The 14991-nt window shown below is 60.1% G+C and carries 16 protein-coding genes and 2 pseudogenes; 9 read left to right on the forward strand and 9 right to left on the reverse strand.

The features are described from left to right. Positions 1 to 11: 11 nt before the first annotated feature. Positions 12 to 200 carry a hypothetical protein gene (locus QE453_RS08940; RefSeq protein WP_004444474.1) on the reverse strand — a complete coding sequence of 63 codons (189 nt, stop codon included), beginning with the start codon at positions 198 to 200 and terminating at the stop codon, positions 12 to 14. Between the two features lie 142 nt (positions 201 to 342). Here QE453_RS08940 and QE453_RS08945 point away from each other — a divergent pair, with 142 nt between their 5' ends. The 9 genes and pseudogenes from QE453_RS08945 (at position 343) to QE453_RS08985 (ending at position 6914) form a co-directional block, all read left to right on the forward strand. Continuing rightward, positions 343 to 546 carry a hypothetical protein gene (locus QE453_RS08945; protein WP_064264260.1) on the forward strand — a complete coding sequence of 68 codons (204 nt, stop codon included), beginning with the start codon at positions 343 to 345 and terminating at the stop codon, positions 544 to 546. A gap of 14 nt (positions 547 to 560) precedes the next feature. Further along, positions 561 to 749 (forward strand): hypothetical protein, encoded by a 189-nt coding sequence (locus QE453_RS08950; protein ID WP_034497806.1) that lies wholly within the window; start codon positions 561 to 563, stop codon positions 747 to 749. 12 nt (positions 750 to 761) lie between these two features. Beyond that, positions 762 to 1037 (forward strand): annotated as a pseudogene (locus QE453_RS08955) (DUF3175 domain-containing protein); the annotation flags it as partial. Between the two features lie 127 nt (positions 1038 to 1164). Then, the gene (locus tag QE453_RS08960; protein ID WP_022563936.1) at positions 1165 to 1491 is read left to right on the forward strand and encodes a GCG_CRPN prefix-to-repeats domain-containing protein; all 327 of its coding nucleotides are present in this window, start codon (positions 1165 to 1167) and stop codon (positions 1489 to 1491) included. A gap of 165 nt (positions 1492 to 1656) precedes the next feature. Next, positions 1657 to 2349 carry a superoxide dismutase gene (locus QE453_RS08965; protein WP_309776841.1) on the forward strand — a complete coding sequence of 231 codons (693 nt, stop codon included), beginning with the start codon at positions 1657 to 1659 and terminating at the stop codon, positions 2347 to 2349. 100 nt (positions 2350 to 2449) lie between these two features. Continuing rightward, positions 2450 to 3440: pseudogene (locus tag QE453_RS08970) on the forward strand (Bug family tripartite tricarboxylate transporter substrate binding protein). A gap of 451 nt (positions 3441 to 3891) precedes the next feature. Beyond that, positions 3892 to 5682, forward strand: a complete 1791-nt coding sequence (locus QE453_RS08975; protein WP_309776946.1) for an ABC transporter ATP-binding protein — start codon at positions 3892 to 3894, stop codon at positions 5680 to 5682. 173 nt (positions 5683 to 5855) lie between these two features. Continuing rightward, positions 5856 to 6149, forward strand: a complete 294-nt coding sequence (locus tag QE453_RS08980) for a hypothetical protein (RefSeq protein WP_045533988.1) — start codon at positions 5856 to 5858, stop codon at positions 6147 to 6149. A gap of 66 nt (positions 6150 to 6215) precedes the next feature. Continuing rightward, positions 6216 to 6914 (forward strand): glutathione S-transferase, encoded by a 699-nt coding sequence (locus QE453_RS08985; protein ID WP_309776843.1) that lies wholly within the window; start codon positions 6216 to 6218, stop codon positions 6912 to 6914. Here the strand turns inward: QE453_RS08985 and QE453_RS08990 are convergent. From QE453_RS08990 to QE453_RS09025, 8 genes are all read right to left on the reverse strand, one after another. After that, positions 6866 to 7975: a hypothetical protein gene (locus QE453_RS08990; protein ID WP_309776844.1), complete on the reverse strand. Its 1110-nt coding sequence runs from the start codon at positions 7973 to 7975 to the stop codon at positions 6866 to 6868. The two genes, QE453_RS08985 and QE453_RS08990, sit on opposite strands and share 49 nt — an antisense overlap. Positions 7976 to 8056: 81 nt before the next feature. Beyond that, positions 8057 to 8866 carry a cyclase family protein gene (locus QE453_RS08995; RefSeq protein WP_142187684.1) on the reverse strand — a complete coding sequence of 270 codons (810 nt, stop codon included), beginning with the start codon at positions 8864 to 8866 and terminating at the stop codon, positions 8057 to 8059. A 95-nt stretch (positions 8867 to 8961) separates the two neighbouring features. Continuing rightward, entirely contained in the window at positions 8962 to 10074 is a 1113-nt protein-coding gene (locus QE453_RS09000; protein ID WP_309776847.1) for an FAD binding domain-containing protein, read from the reverse strand. 101 nt (positions 10075 to 10175) lie between these two features. Then, a complete protein-coding gene (locus QE453_RS09005) occupies positions 10176 to 11423 on the reverse strand; it encodes an oxalate decarboxylase family bicupin (RefSeq protein WP_309776848.1) in 1248 nt (415 codons plus the stop codon). Between the two features lies 1 nt (position 11424). Continuing rightward, the gene (locus QE453_RS09010) at positions 11425 to 11889 is read right to left on the reverse strand and encodes a hypothetical protein (RefSeq protein ID WP_309776850.1); all 465 of its coding nucleotides are present in this window, start codon (positions 11887 to 11889) and stop codon (positions 11425 to 11427) included. Between the two features lie 273 nt (positions 11890 to 12162). Next, positions 12163 to 12537, reverse strand: a complete 375-nt coding sequence (locus QE453_RS09015; protein WP_004444449.1) for a response regulator transcription factor — start codon at positions 12535 to 12537, stop codon at positions 12163 to 12165. Positions 12538 to 12603: 66 nt separating this feature from the next. After that, complete coding sequence (locus QE453_RS09020) at positions 12604 to 13260, reverse strand: response regulator transcription factor (protein ID WP_006700524.1); 657 nt, start codon at positions 13258 to 13260, stop codon at positions 12604 to 12606. Next, complete coding sequence (locus QE453_RS09025) at positions 13253 to 14833, reverse strand: ATP-binding protein (RefSeq protein WP_172873902.1); 1581 nt, start codon at positions 14831 to 14833, stop codon at positions 13253 to 13255. Before QE453_RS09025 ends, QE453_RS09020 begins: the two co-directional genes overlap by 8 nt. Positions 14834 to 14991: the final 158 nt, after the last annotated feature.

A 14991-nucleotide genomic window follows, 5' to 3' on the forward strand; every position in this document is an offset into this window, starting at 1 on the left:
TCCGCCCGCCGCTAACCGAATTCCCGCAAAATCTGCGCCTGCTTTTCCAGCCGCCCGGCAAGCTCGGAAATGCTCATGTTCGTCGCACAGAGATGGATTGCGCATTCAAGGAACTGCAGCGACGACCGCCTCAGGAAGTCCTGCTGCTGCTCATACACGATCCGGGAGATGCGATCGGGCTCATGGGGTTTGTCCGTCATCATCGTGCTCCACCAGTTTGTGTCAAAACCGCCTAACTTCGACCCGGCGGAATGGTTTCGAAAAATTCGCCCCGGTCGCCGGGCCGGGAACATTGCCCGGGCTTAGTGGTTCGGGATCAGCGAAACGACTGAGGAGGCAAAAATGGGTAATAATTCGCCAAGCGACGGTGCGCCTGGCACCACCGACCAATCGCCGCGCTGGGAGGGGCCGGAAGAAAACAGGCCGCGCGGCTACCTGAAGCCCAAGGACGATCCAGAACGTGACAGGGACGCCGTGGGCGAAAATCTGCGCGATCCAAGGAAAAAAAGCGTCTCCGACGCGATGAAAACCAAGGACGACCAATAGGACAGGAGGAAACGATGTCGACCTCGACAAAGACACCGGCAAGCATCCGCCAGGGCGGCCCCGGCGCGTCCCATGAAAACGCCAAAGCACCGCTGGACATCAAGAAGCCGCCGGCAGACAGCGACAGGCGCTCCCAAAGCAAGGTCTCCGGCGGTGGCGGCGAGCGCGACAGCCATCACACGCATGATCCGAAGCGAAAATGACGCCGGGTCGGAAAGAAAAAGAAGTGGTCGCAGAAGGTAACCAGCGAAAGCGATGCGGTTGATCTCGAGAAGGATGTTTTCACGAAAAAGGATCCCACCGGCATTGCCCGGTCGCTGAAAGCCTCGGCGGAACACTCGACACGGCGCAAGGCCAACCCGTTCCGCTCTGCAATGTCGATGCTGGTTTTCTATATCAATCGGGCAGGTGGCAAACTTCCGAAGGAGCGTAAGGAGGTTCTGGAGGAGGCAAAGGACAAGCTGAGGAAGGAATTCGGCAAGTCGGGATAGGGCGGTTTTTCCGGGAATTCATCAGTCGGTGCTGCCGCCGAATTGCCACGAAAACACCCAGATTCATTCAGCCACAGTTCACCCGGCGAGGCGCTAAATCGCTCTATCCCATAAGGAGGGAGATGCGATGCGTAAGATGATTTTAACCGCTGGAGTAATTCTCGGCGCCCTGTTGGGCACTGGCGCGAACGCCATGCCCGTCGGTCAACCATCCGCACCTTCGGCATCCCACATTCAGAATGTGGACTATGCCTGCGGCCGCGGCTTTCATCTGACACCCCGCGGCTATTGCCGCCCGAACGGACCGCGCTACGAGCGTGGCTGGGACCGGCGCGATCGCTGGGAGGGTCGCCGCGAATGGCGCGAACGTCAGGCACGGCGCGAATGGCGCGAGTGGCGTGACCGGCGGGAGTATCGTGACTGGCGAGACCGTCGCGATTATTACCGCTACTGAGCAGACGAGGCCCTCCATCCGGAGGGCCTTTTTGCTTTTCCTTCTTTGCGAAATGGCCCCGGGGTTTCTGACCGGGGATATCCGCCCGGACAATTCGGGGAAATCCAGGCAACCTCCGGCGTCCTTCAGGGTTTGCCTTAATCGTCACTGACAAGGAGGACCATCATGGAGATTACCAGACGCACGATTCTCGCCGCCGGCGCGGCAACCGCTGCCGCAGCCATCTTTCCCCGTCCGCACGTGGCGCGGGCGGCGCTTCCCCTCAGCCGGCCGGCACTTCCGTTCGCCGAGGCGGATCTGGCGCCGGTGATTTCGGCAAAGACGGTGGGGCTGCATTATGGCAAGCATCACAAGGCCTATTACGACAAGCTCAATACGCTGGCCGCCGGCACCCGTTATGCCGATATGGAGCTCGATCGCATCGTCGTCGAATCCGCCCGGTCGAAGGAGGCTGCGGACGTCAAGATCTTCAACAATGCGGCCCAGGCCTGGAACCACGTTGCCTATTGGGATCAGTTCGTTCCGGGCGGCCCCAACCGGCCGCAGGGCGATCTCGCCGCCTCAATCGACAAGGCCTTTGGTGGTTACGACGGCTTCGTCAAACGCGCCGTCGATGTCTCGGACACCGTGTTCGGCACCGGCTGGGTGTGGCTGACGCGTGACGACAGCGGGCTTGCGCTGATCGGCTATGAGGATGGCAACAACCCTGTCGCCGTCGGACGGCCGGCTTATCTCGGCATCGATATCTGGGAACATGCCTATTACGTCGATTATGAAAACCGCAAGGCCGAACACATCCGCGCCGTGCTCGACAAGCTGGTCAACTGGCGGGTCGTGGAGGAGCGCATGAAAGCCTAGCCGCGTTTCGCCGCCGGGCCATGTTTCCCGGCGGCTTGCCCTCAGGTGCATTTGAGCTACTATGCCGCCATGGCGGGGAGGCCATGTTACAGGAGGGTTCATGAATTACCGGTTTTCGAAACGGCGCATGGTGTTGAAACTTGCCGCGGCGGCAGTTTCTTTCGGCATGTTGGGAATGACGGCGAGCGCGCAGGGCTTTCCGGATCGGACGATAACGCTGGTGGTTCCCTTTGCGGCCGGCGGCTCCACCGATGTGGTCGCCCGCGTCATCGCTCAGAAGATGGGCGACGAACTCGGCCAGCAGATCGTTGTTGAAAATGTCGCCGGCGCAGGCGGCAATCTCGGCGCCGACCGCGTTGCCCGCGCGGAACCGGACGGCTATACGATCCTGATGGGCACGGTGGCGACCCACGCTCTTAACCCGCTCATCCTCAAGACCAAAGCCCTATGATCCCGAAAAGGACTTTGCTCCGGTTTCATTGCTGGTGGTGGTGCCGAACGTGCTGGTCGTTAACCCGAAGCTCAACGTTAACAGCGTCGAGGAACTGATCGCTCTGCTGAAAGCAGAGCCGGACAAACACGCCTATGCGTCATCCGGTAACGGAACACCGCTTCATCTTTCCGGCGAGCTGTTCAAGAGCATGGCTGGCGTCAGCATGCAGCACGTGCCCTACAAGGGTTCCGGCCCGGCGCTCAACGATCTTCTCGGCAACCAGATTTCCATCATGTTCGATAATCTGCCGTCTTCGTCGGGCCACATGAAATCCGGCACCTTGCGGGCACTTGGCGTCACCACCAGCGAGCGCGCTTCATCCTTCCCGGATTTGCCGACGATCGCCGAAACCGTACCGGGTTATGAGACCTATACCTGGAACGCGCTCTTTGCACCGGCCGGAACGCCGGCCGAGGTGGTCGACAAGCTGAATGCCGCCGCCAAGAAAGCGCTTGCCGATCCGGCCGTCGCCGCCCGCATGGCGGATTTCAGCGCCAAAATCGTCGCCTCCACGCCAGAGGAGCTGAAAACCCATGTCTCGGCTGAAATCGCCAAGTGGGAACCCGTCGTCAAGGCGGCAAATGTCCAGATGGATTGATCGGGCTCGATAGACCGATCTTCCGATTTCCGCTGCGTCCCCAGAGGGGCGCGGCGGGGCTTGTGGCATCATAAGGCCATGGCCGGGCCGCATCGGCCACGGATATAGTCGCCAAGCGCCAATGTGGGGTTTTCGCATCACTTGCCACAAGGTTGCAAAAACCGGCTTGGCAAGTCTGCCAGGTTCAGCTAGAAATTTCTTTACCGCGTCAGATCGAACCAAGGGAGGCGTTGCATGACACCAGCATTCATCGAAACCCTCCCGCAGGGAATGACCAGACACTAGGTCATATCCATTCGCGGCCCGCCTTTTGCGAGCCCGACATGCGGTTTTGTTTTCCTTCACAGTCCGATTGATCTGACGGGATCATTTTGTCTCCCGCCCGGGCTGTGCCTTCCAACTTCCATTTCAAGGACCGGTCGCCGAGCAGAATGGCGCCGTGCTGGTAAAAATGTCTCGCAAGAAGCTCGATTTCCGCGCCGATGCCTATCGCCATGTGCTCGGCTTTGTCTTTCACCACTGGAGCCACCGGCCGGCGCTGGTGGGTTTCATCATCGTTCTGGTCATCGCCAGCACATTGGCCGAAGTCATGGTGCCGGTCTTCTCCGGGCGGATCGTCGATGCCATCGCCGGCGGCGATGCGGCAGATCAGGCGCTGCGCGCCTTCGTCGTCGTGGTGGCGCTGGGGCTGACCAGCGTCGCGCTGCGCTGGTTCATCTTCAACGGCATCATCCGGCTGACGTTGAAAACCATGGCGGATGTTACCAATAACGGTTTCCACAAGGTGCAGCGTTTCTCCACGGACTGGCACGCGAACAGCTTTGCCGGCTCCACGGTGCGCAAGATCACGCGTGGCATGTGGGCGCTCGATTCGCTCAATGACCTCCTGCTCATCGCGCTTCTCCCATCGCTCGTCATGCTGGTGGGCGCCACCATCGTTCTCGGCAGTTACTGGCCCGTCATGGGCCTCATCGTCGGTCTCGGCTCGCTGATCTATGTCGGTGTGACGGTGGGGCTTTCCATGGGATATGTTTCTCCGGCCGCACGGCTTGCCAATGCCTGGGATACGAGGCTTGGCGGCGCGCTGGCGGATGCCATCAGCTGCAATTCGGTCGTGAAGGCCTTTGGCGCGGAAACGCGTGAAGAAACGCGGCTCGGCCAGGTGCTGGTGAAGTGGGATAACCGCACGCGCAGGACATGGAAACGCGGCACGATAAATGGCACGATCCAGAGCTTCATGATGGTTTCCATGCAGGCAGGCATTCTCGGCACTGGCCTCATCATGTGGCGACAGGGGCTGGCGACGCCGGGCGACATAACCTTCGTGCTGGCCATGTTCTTCGTGCTGCAGGGATATCTGCGGGACGTGGGGCAGGATATCCGCAACCTGCAGCGCGCCGTCAACGATATGGAAGAGCTGGTGCTGCTTTCCAAGATGCCGCTTGGCGTCGAGGACCGGCCGGATGCGAAACCGATTCATATTGGAAAAGGCGAGATCGATTTCGATCACGTCACCTTCCAATATGGCGCGCACGCCACGCCGCTTTATGATGACTTCTCAGTCACCATAAAACCCGGTGAGCGTGTGGGACTGGTGGGCCACTCCGGCTCTGGCAAGACGACTTTCGTCAAGCTCATCCAGCGCCTCTACGATATCAGGTCCGGTGCAATCCGCATCGATGGGCAGAACATTGCCGATGTCACCCAGGCGAGCCTGCGAGGGCAGATTGCCATCGTGCAGCAGGAGCCGATCCTGTTTCACCGCACACTGGCGGAAAACATCGCCTATGGTCGGCCGGTCGCGTCGCGGCGCGAAATCGAGCAGGCGGCGAAACAGGCCAGCGCCCATGACTTCATCATGTCCCTGCCCAAGGGCTATGAGACCATGGTGGGCGAACGTGGCGTCAAGCTGTCGGGCGGGGAGCGCCAGCGGGTCGCGATCGCCCGCGCCTTCCTGGCGGATGCCCCGGTGCTGATCCTTGATGAGGCAACCTCAAGCCTCGACAGCGAAAGCGAGGTGCAGATCCAGCGGGCTATGGAACGCCTGATGGAAGGGCGCACCACGCTGGTCATCGCCCACCGGCTTTCGACCGTCAGGGCTCTGGACCGTCTGCTCGTATTCGACAAGGGCAAGATCGTTGAAGAGGGCGACCATCAGGCGCTGATCCGGCTCAATGACGGCATTTATCGCCGGTTGTTCGAGCGGCAGGCTCTGGAACTTACCAAGGGCTTGGTCGCATGACAAAAGCAACGCCGGAGCAAGTGATGCTTCGGCGTTGCCGTGCCGCATCGTCGATCCGCGCACGACTTTTCCGCTACGGACGCGTATCTCCGAGCAAAAACTGACAGAGCCTGGAAACCACCAGCCTCTCCCGGCGTTTGGGTGTTTGAGTTAAGCCTGAAGGGAGAACAGCCATGGCCGACGATGCCACCGTCACCATTCGCGCCATTTTCGAAACACGCGAGGCAGCCGATATCGCCGTCGAGCATCTGGTCCAGCAGCACGGGATCTCCCGTCCGGATATCTTCATCCAGTCCACATCAGAGCAGAATACGACCGGCACCCAATCTTCACGTGGTGACCTGCCTCGCAGCGATGCGCCGCATGAGGGCGAGATCGAGGTGTCCGCCGATATTGCATCCAGCCGGATTGCAGCTGTCCAGCGCAGCTTCGGTGACGCCGGTGCGATCCGCGTTTCACACCGGTGATGTCAAAACCGGGAGGCCAATTCCGTACCTGCCGCCCGCGCCGCTCACCGCAACGAGGAGCCCGCAATGAGCAACTTCGAACTCTATTATTGGCCGGTCCCGTTCCGAGGCCAGTTCATTCGCGGACTTTTAGCGCATGGCGGGTGTACCTGGGACGAACACGATGCCGGTGCAATCGAGGAGATCATGGGCCGTGATGCCGGCAAGCAGCCTATAGCGTTCATGGGACCGCCGGTGCTGATCGATCGAGAGCGCAATTTCGCACTCTCGCAGATGCCCGCAATCGCCCTCTATCTCGGCGAGCGGTTGCAGCTTCTGCCGCCGGGCGCCGAGGGCCGCGCGCTTACTGCCAAGATCGTAAACGATGCCAACGATGTGATCGATGAACTGACGCTCGACGGTGGGCGCGAGATGTGGACCCCTGAAAAATGGGAGGCGTTCGTTCCCCGGTTGCAGGAGTGGATCCGCATTTTCGAGGACACGGGGGCGAGACACGGTCTGACCGGCGATTCGGGGTTCATGCTGGGAACGGAGACACCCGGCGTTGCAGATGTCGTCACGGCAATTCTCTGGACGACAGTTGCAGACCGCTTTCCAGTCATCAGGCGCATAATTGAGGACGCGTCGCCCGTCATCTGGGCCTATTCCAGCCGAATGAAAAAGACGGCCCCGCTGGCCGCCCTGAGCCGCCGCGCCTTTGACGACTATGGCGACGCTTATTGCGGAGGGCAGATTGAAAAATCGCTGCGGAGGGCCGCAGCATAGGCGCCACGTTCCGGCAACGGATCAATGGAGGCTGCAGATACGGTGTGACTGTTCCAGTCCGGCAGGTCTGGCAGATTTCGTGGCAGGTCCTCACGCCACACGTGGGTTTGGGTCCTGATTTTAATGCCGCCGCTTTCCGCCAAAACTGTTTCCGTCGCTTCGAGCGTCGATCCATCGCGCAGTGACATGACGACAGTCATCTGCACATTTTTGCTTGCGTTTCTGGCGGCCGCCAGTTGCTCGTCGCCAAGCTGTTTGGCCTTATCACCGAAGCTTGAGATCACTCCTTCAACCGCAGAAGCCTGTGATTGCTGGAGCGCAACGCGGTCGTAGGTTTTTTGGAGGCTGAAGGTGGCGGTTTGTCCGGAGATATCTGCGGTCTCGAGCGTCCATTCGATGGCGACGGGAATGGGCGTTCCCCGTGCATATTCCACCACCGACGCCGTACCTGACTGGCCGATCTCGTATGTGGAACTTTCCTGCTCCTGTACTGTGGAAAGAAGCTCTGCCTCCGGTGCGAGATTATGAATAACCAGGATTGGATTGCTTTTGATGCCCTCGACAATATCGCGCAAACCCGCTGGCTGGTTCGCAACGCTGCCATCCGGTCCGACAACCGAGGTGTTGCGCAGGGTGTCGAGGATCACATCCAATCCGACGAGTTTGCCAGGAAAGCCGTTAAGTCCCGCTTCATATTCCACCTGCCGGACGCCATAGGCCGACAGAGTGTTCCGATAGAGAGCGTTCATTGCGTAAGTGTCTGCAGCGCCCTCGGCGTCCTGTGGCAAATCTGCGCTGAGGGACCAGCTCACGCGCATACCCTCCGCATCCCGCGACAGGACCGTCATGCGCTGCCGAAAATCTCCGCGCATGATCGCCGCCGGCCTGTCGAACCACAACGACATGTCGGTGGAGGTGGTTTTATGGGAACGGTAGAGATATTCCGCCCCCGTTTCCGGGGCGTAGCCGGGAACGACCACGCTGTCGGCGGCAAGAGCTTGAACCTCGCTCAACAGGCATGGCGAAAGGAGCAAAACGAGGGCCTTCCGAAGGCCTTTCATTTTAGAATCCCTTTTGTACCTGCGATGGCAAGCGGATGGTATCCGTCTCGGATTTCGGGTTTGCGGCAAACTCTACCGGCGTCAGACCAGAGCCAAAATACGGGCTGGTCCGCCTGTTCCGCCTCGGTGGGCAGGCGCGCCGACGACGATGGTCGCCCCCTTGGCCGGCAGTGCTTCCAGATTGTTCAGTCCCTCGATCCCGTAGCGCCCAGCGGGTAGCCAGGAATTATGGACAGCGAAGTCTGCAGAATTGCCCGGATCCAGCGAGAGTGTGTCGACGCCGATGGCGACTGTATCCAGCTTGAGCAGGAGGTCGGTGGCCGATTTGCCGAAGCCGGGGAAGGCAAATTTTCCGGCATCGTCATTACGGAAGGCCGGGCTTTTCACCTTCGTTGCCCAGCCGGAGCGCAAAGCCACGATTGCGCCTGCCGGAATGTCGCCATTTTCCAATATCCAGCGTTCGATGTCGCCTGCCTCGACCGTGGAATTTGCGTCCTCCCTGGCGCGGTCCGTAATGTCGATGATGACCAGAGGGGCGACGAGCTTTTGCGGCTCGAGTTGATCGACGCTGGCGCCGTCTGCGCTAAAGTGGAAAGGCGCATCGATATGCGTTCCGGTGTGTTCGAAGATGGTCAGCTTATGGAGTTGATAGCCACTTTTGGCGATATCTGCTGCCCACTCCATCTCAATGCCGGGTTTTCCGTCGAACGTCGGAAACGTGGAATCGTAGGTATGGGTGAGATCGACGACCTGTCTGGGCGATTGCGCCAGAACCGGGGCCGCGAGGCTTCCCGCCGCCATCGCCGTTACACCCGCCACGGCACCCTTGAACAGCAGACGCCGTGACAGCATGTTCTGTTTGACGTTCTCAATCACGCAGCTATTGCACATGCATTATTCCCTCCAATGAGAAATTCCCCGGTTGCAAGCGTAACGCAAACACGCAGGGGCGCAAGGCGGGAGCGTGGCCGATTTTTCACCCGTATTCACATCGCGGTTTCGCCAAGTCGGCGTCCATAGGCGGCGATTGCCTTGCCCACTGGCAGGCGGGTGTTCTGATACCGCGCAAGGGCGGCAGGAAGGTCGTCCGTTTGCCGCAGGGCGTCACGCAGCGCCATTGCATCGCCAGCCGCCTTTGAAACACCCATTGCCGTGTGAGGACGAACGACAAAGGCGGCATCTCCGACCAGGGCGATACGCTGGGAGACCATGTGTTCCGCCTCGTAATCAAAAATCCCCTGGATGGATGGCGTCTCTTCTACGTCCACGGCAAGCGCCATTTGCGGCGGCAGAAGGGAAAAGGCCTCTTCGCTCAGTTGCGCCCTCCGGCTGCCGGAGAGCTCGCCGCGGGGGAGGGAATGCTCAAAATGCCTGCCGTCCCGGCCCGTGAAGGTTCGGGCAAGATCTTCTGCAGGCGTTGGACGATACCAGACCCAGTTATAGCGACGCTGTCCCTGCCGGGTCTCGCCGCGCGATCCCGGCACGAGATAGCCCAGAACATGAATTCCGGACGTGATGTAGAAGGCGAAACGGTCCAGCAGCAGGGCGGCGTCGGCCGGCAGTCTTGTTTCGGGGATCAGCCCGCGCCAGGCGACGTAGCCCGCATAGGTGTTTTCCGAATGGCGGTTGACGGCGCTGCGGATGGCCGAACCCAAACCATCCGCGCCGATAACGAGGTCAGCACGTTCCTCCATGCCATCGGCAAAGGAGAGCGTCACTCCCTGCGGGTCTTCGCGAACAGCGTTGACGTGATGGCCGAGACGATAGGTATCGGAGAGGAGGCGTGAGGATACGCTCTCAAAGAGGTAGTCCCATGAGACCTGCGTCTGCGGTGTTGGCTGGCGCTGGGCAATGCGCCCGCCGGCATCGAGGTAGATGCGCTCCTTCGCAACCACACCGATCTGGGCAACGTCTTCGCAGCCGATTTCCCTCAGAACGTCGAACAGGTCCTGTTGAGGTACCAGTCCCGCGCCGCGCCCGGCAAGCCCGGATGACGAGCGTTCGTAGACCTTTACATCGTGTCCGTCCTGCTGAAGCAGTATCGCGGTGAAAAGCCCGGCAAGTGAGCCGCCAGCGATGCGGATTTTCAGTGGTTTCATGGCCGTACCTGCCTTTCGATATCGATCTGGCAATTGTTCGTTCTGTTTACGGGAGAAGGCCGGCGGATCGGATATGCCGGCCCTACGGAAGGAGAGGATGTTCAGCCTGGCATGATTGCCGGCTGGTTTGCGGGAAACCTGGCGACATCCTCGATGCTGACATTCAGGTGCTGGGCAACGAGCGCCGGCGGGGTATGCGTGAGCCAGGAAGAGAGGCTGACTTCCCGATACTCTGCCGTCTTGAAGACCGCGACGAACTGCAGGTCGGTCTTGCCGGTATTCTCGATGATGTGGCCCTGGCTCCGTTTCACGTAGCCAATGTCGCCGGCGCGGAAATCGGCGGTCTGGCTGCGCGGACCGGCGTCGAACACGGTCATCCGGCCTTCACCCTTGATCCAGTATTGCCATTCGTCCGCGTTGGGGTGCCAATGCATTTCGCGCACCCCGCCGGGCCTGATCGTTTCGATGGCGGCGGCGATGGTTTTGGACACGGTAAAGGCGCTGCTGTCGGCAAGGCGAATGACGCCAGCAGCGTTTTCCTTCAGCGGTTTGGAGGCCGCGAGCTTGTAAGTGAAGGGGTAAGGGGGAAGTCCTGCACCGGCAACGGCTTCCTGATCCCTGGAGAGAGGTCCTGGCTCCTTGCCCTGAAAAATCCACAGGTTCTGCAGTGGAATATTGCGGAACACATCCTGCTCGACGCCGAAATTCTTCGCCAGCAGTTCAGGTGAGGTATGCGCCAGCCAGTCCGTCAGTAGCAGGGTGCCATATTCGGACTGGTCGCCTTCGTCGAACACAATGACGAATTCGCACCCGTCGGGACCAAGTCCCTGCAGCGAATGGGGATAACCGGCGGGAAAATACCAAAGATCGCCGGCCTCGACGTCCTGGACATAAGCACGGCCTTCGGTATCGAGCACGGTGACACGGCAGCGTCCATTGGTCATGATCGCCCATTCTGCGGCGCGGTGCCAGTGCATCTCGCGAATGCCGCCCGGTGCCAGTCGCATGTTGACCCCGGACACGGCATCCGAAATCGCGAAATCGGATTTGGTCACCTGACGTGCCCAGCCTCCGTTTTGGATACGCTTGGCGGCATTGTTGAACGAGCCCCAGAAGAGCTGCATGTCGCCGACATCCGTCGCGGGCGGGCTCTGGAAGGAGGGGAACTGGTCGTTGATAAGAGGGTTCTTCGGGCCGGGATCGCTGAGCGCCGCGGCATTGGCGTTGATTGCTCCCTCCGCAGGCTGATCGGGATTGCCGAAAGATGCTGCCCCGGCGGTGCTGGTGGCAAGCGCGGTGCCGCCGACGGCGCCGATTGCGAGGACTGCGCGTCTGGTCAAAGCTTCCATTTCAGAACTCCTTGTTCATGGCGAGTTGCGACGAGGTATCGGTATCGTCGGGTTGTGATGCGAGCTGGAGCGCGGCAATTCGATCAATCAGCTCGGCATTGAAGAGACGGTGCTGCAGTTGACAGAAGGCTTTCGGTTCGAGCGCCTCGTACCGGTCCGTTTTTCGGGCAGCGCGGATGGCGATGCAGGACGTTTCGACACTTGCCGGAGCTGACACGCCTGTTGCCGCATCCTCCCCTGCAGCAACAGGACCCGAAAGTCCGGCCAGCCTGTCGATAGCCTGCGGTGTGAGGATGCGGAAGGCGCTGGCCGATGCAACGTTTTCAGACGTGGCAAGCGCCGGCTCGGTATTCCTGATCAGGAGAGCGTTGCCGGCGAGCACTGCGGTCGCGCCCAATACCAGCACCGTTGCGACCTTGAGATGTCGAGGTTTACGCTCGTCTGTCTTCTGACTGATGGAGGTCATGCCCTGCTCCTCAAAATGGATGATCGTGTTGTCAGGACCGTCCGGGAGGGAGGCGTTTGACTGGGACAAGGCTACGGCGGGTCAGCGCTGCGGGCACCTATACAGAGGTCTAGTTGGTATGGCGGAAGGTCGTGGCGGAATGGCAAACGCCGGGAGGAATTCCGTCAACGGCAATGCGTGTCCTGGCGGCACGGGGCCGGGCATGAAAAACAGGGCTCGAAGGAAGAGGCTTAGCGTGATGAAAGTCTGTCTTCGCCAGGCGTCAACCGAAGCTCAGGGCTGCGGTCCGAGAACCGATTCCAGGCATCCCATCAGTTTGCCGATATTGACCGGCTTGCGCAGAAAGGCGAGGGCGCCGCCGCTCAGGGCGGCGTTGCGGGTGCGGTCATCCTCATAGGAGGTCACGAAAATCATCGGCGCATGCTCGCCGCGCCGGTTCAACTCACTCTGCAATTCGATGCCGGAGAGGCCGGGCATCTTCACATCCACAACGATGCAATCGATGTCCGCCTGCTGCTGCGCGTCCAGAAACTGTTCGGCAGAAGCAAACAGGCGGCATTGGTAACCGAAGGACATGATGAGATCGTCCATGGCTTCACGGATGGCAGGGTCGTCGTCAACGACGGCAATGACGGGAACGGGGGGCAATGAAAGCGACCTTTTCTGTTTTTCTTTCTTCCTCTATGCGCCCATGCCGCCCCCAAAGATACCATACTAAGATACAGGTGGCCGCATCTTCTCGCCGATCAGCTCCGCCTTGCGAACGAGATCGGCGACCGATCTGGCTTCCATCTTGCGCATCACATTGCCGCGGTGCAGTTTTACCGTGACCTCGCTGATACCTAGCTCATAGGCGATCTGCTTGTTCATCAGACCGCGGACGACGGCGCTCATGACCTCGCGTTCCCTCGGCGTCAGTTGTTCAGCAAGAGAGGTGACGGCCTCGTTCTGGGCGCTTTCGCGGCGTCGTGATGCATCCCGTTCCATCGCTGCCGCGACGGCGTCCAGGATGTCCTGTTCCTTGAAAGGCTTTGTCAGGAAATCCACGGCGCCTGCTTTCATCGCCCGCACGCTCATCGGGATATCGCCGAAGCCGGTCATGAAAATGATCGGCATTCTGTTGCCGACGCGTTCCAGCTGCATCTGGAAGTCGAGGCCGCTGATGCCCGGAAGCCGCACATCGAGCAGCAGGCAACCCGGCCGGTTCAGATTGGCTTTTTCGAGGAAGGCAGTGGCACTGTCGAAAGCTTCGGCGTCAAACTTCATGGAGCGAAACAGATCGGTCAGCGCCTCACGCATCGACACGTCGTCGTCGACGATGAAAACGACGGGTTGGGGTGGCTCCTTCGCCTGCTTGCGTGGGTCAGGCATGTTCCATCTCCTGGCTGATCGGCATGGAAATGGTAAAGACCGCCCCGCCGAGGGGGTGATTGTCACCGGTCAGCCTGCCGCCGCGCGCTTCCAGAGTGGTGCGGCAGATCGATAGCCCCATGCCCATCCCCGTCTCCTTCGTCGTGTAGAATGGTGAAAACAGCTTTTCCTTCATCTGCGCGGGGAATCCCGGTCCGTTGTCGTGAACGGCAATATGGATATTGTGGCCGTCTTCACGTTTTTTCCGCACCGTGATGGTGCGATTGGTGCTACCGGCCTCTTCCATCGCCTGAATGGCATTTGTGAGAAGGTTGATGAGGACCTGCTGCAATTCAATCCTGACGGCCGTTATTGGCGGAGTGGCCTGTTTATCCACGTGGACGGCGGTGCCGCTGCGCTCGAGCTCGTGTTCGAGAAGGCTGAGCGTTTCGTCAATGAACTCATCGAGATCGAAGGTTTCCGTCTTGCCGCTGGTATGGGCGAGCTGACTGCGTGTGTTCTGGATGATGTCGCTGGCGCGCTGGCCGTCACGGATCATGCGTTCGGCCGAACGGCGGGCCGCGGCGAGATCCGGCGGATCGCGATCGAGCCACCGCAGCAATGTCTGTGCATTGACGATGATGGCCCCAAGCGGCTGGTTCAATTCGTGGGAGAGCGATGCTGACATGGCGCCCACCGCCGCGGCCTTTGAAGCCTTCGTCAGCTCCGCCTGTGCTTCGGCCAGCGCCTTCAGCGCCATTTCGCGCTGGGTAATATCCACCATGCTTACCACCACGCGATTGAAGGCGGCCGCCTCGGCCGGAAAGCTGATGGAAAGAAGCACCAGCTTGTCTTCACCGCTTTCCGTGCGCACCACCACCTTGTCTTCGAAAACACGCCGGTTATCGATGATCGCCTGCAGGACATCGACGAATTTTCCTGAAGACGAAACGATCGACTGCTGGAGGGTTCCGCTCAGAGAGGAGTCGTAACCGAGCATTTCCTTTCCTGCCTCATTCGATGCAACGACCGTGATGAGGTCGATACATTGCTGCGTAAAGCCCGGATTGGCGCGCGCGTGGGCGTGCATATCGGTGACGCCCTGTTGCTTGAGGGCCATCAACAGGGCGTGAAGCTTCGAATAGTCCCGCTCCCAGAGCGCGACGCGCGTGCGGTCGAAAATGGAGCGATAGCGCTCCTCGCTTTCTTTGAGCGCCGCGTTGACGGACAGCATCGCCAGCCGCGCGGTTTCGGTTTTCAGCAGCAGCATGGTGGTAACGGCGAGTGCCGCAAGGGCGACCACCAACCTAAGGGCAGACTGAAAGTCGGCGTCCTGCGCATGGGTCGCCGCATAGGACAGCAGCGATAGAATGGCGCAGGTGCAGGAGGTGGCGATGAGACCTGACCAGCTCACGGCCTGCGCGGCCAGAAGAACCGTGATGACATAAAGAACGGCGATCGCGCCTTCTATGTCGGTATAGGTGTCAACGTAAAATACTCCGGCCGCCAGCACCAGCGCGCCAATTCCAAAAACCAGATGGTGGGCTCCATCCTCCGGCTCTCGCGCGCGAAACATCATTGACGCAATCGACATTGTTCCCCCGATGCGATTTTTGCCGACAATACGGTTTTTTCAGCACAACCTGACCTATACATAGGTCTTGGGTGCCACCGCCGTCTTACCATCACGATAGCGGCAAATGGGTGTAGCGCCATATGCAAAATTTTTACCCAAGACCTCGTCCACAGGGG

Origin of the sequence: Agrobacterium sp. SORGH_AS_0440 (assembly GCF_031453135.1) — a bacterium.
GTDB lineage: Bacteria > Pseudomonadota > Alphaproteobacteria > Rhizobiales > Rhizobiaceae > Agrobacterium > Agrobacterium pusense.